General features: G+C 42.3%; 1 protein-coding gene. It reads right to left on the bottom strand.

All coding sequences use genetic code 11. From position 1 onward, the window contains the following. Positions 1-383 precede the first annotated feature (383 nt). Positions 384-1,010, bottom strand: a complete 627-nt coding sequence (locus AC805_RS16725) for a DUF2232 domain-containing protein (RefSeq protein WP_055076459.1) — start codon at positions 1,008-1,010, stop codon at positions 384-386. Between the last annotated feature and the right edge of the window lie 109 nt (positions 1,011-1,119).

The raw sequence follows: 1,119 nt of genomic DNA, 5'->3' as shown, positions 1-1,119 counted from the left end.
AGATCATTCTCCTGAAAATATGGCTGTCTTGCGACACTTTGCTCTTAATCTCTTAAGTCGCGATAAGTCTTCTAAGTTCAGTATGCGGGCGAAACGTAATAAGGCGGCTTGGGATCTGGCTTATCTAAACCATCTCCTTTCCCTTTGATTTTTTATGCGGTTGCCCTGGTTTACCCTGCTATTTAAAACGAGGATTATATGGTAAGGATTAGTGGCGCACCGCGCCGTCCATCCTTACCTATTTAGAACTAAGTACATCAGCATAATTAAAATTCAGATCTAAAACCTACTACGCAAGCTGCGCGTGCGTTTTAGGTTTTAGGGTTTTATATTTAATTAAGCCCATTTACTTAACAAAACGAAATTAAAGAAGGACTACATTTTTAGGCTAACAAAGATTCTAGCCACTTGGGGGGGGTAGGAATGGGATTACCAATCCGATCTAGTACGATCCAAGCGACTAAATGGACGAGTAATTGGTAGGCTAAATTGCTAATAAGTATTGAGGCGATCGCAAAAGCTTGGATCATCGCGAAGTCTGGCTGTTCGAGGGAGCCAAACAGTTGCATCAACCAATTGAGAAATCCAGAGATTTGCACGATCGAATAGGTCCAGACATTTTCGCCCAATAAAACCGATAGAAATACAAATTGAAAAGCCGTACCCACAGAGCCAATTATGGTAGCAATGCTCAGGGAACCAGACCAAGGAAAATCGCGTTTCCAAAGATAGCCGAGGGTAACTCCAACTAAACCATGGGGCACGATGTATTGAATACTGCGGGTTGGTCCCATCAGGATCGCTAGTAGTAGGGATGTGACCACCATCGCCATCCATGCAGCACGACTATTCCAGCGCAAATAAGCTAAAGCCGTTGGCAATGGGAAAAGCATTCGCAACAGAGGACCAAGGGGAAAGTAATAGTTGACTAAAAACAACATGGCGGTGGTACTGGCAAGAAATGCAGTTTCCACCATTTCACGAGGATCTGTATGCGGCAGTTTTTTCATTTATAAAGCAATTTACGAAAAATTATTTTTAGAAAAGCTTACAAATCCTCTTACTCCCTTCCCAGCTATAGATAATTTAAATAAAAACTACAGCTTCGACTTCGCTCAG

It is taken from the genome of Pseudanabaena sp. 'Roaring Creek' (genome assembly GCF_001402795.1).
Classification (GTDB): domain Bacteria; phylum Cyanobacteriota; class Cyanobacteriia; order Pseudanabaenales; family Pseudanabaenaceae; genus Pseudanabaena.
The sequence above is the reverse complement of the archived record's forward strand: the minus strand, read 5'-3'. Positions and strand labels throughout refer to the sequence as shown.

Bases quoted from the DNA above. Each gene is read 5' to 3' on its own strand.
- AC805_RS16725 (WP_055076459.1), bottom strand. From the start codon at position 1,010: ATGAAAAAACTGCCGCATACAGATCCTCGTGAAATGGTGGAAACTGCA.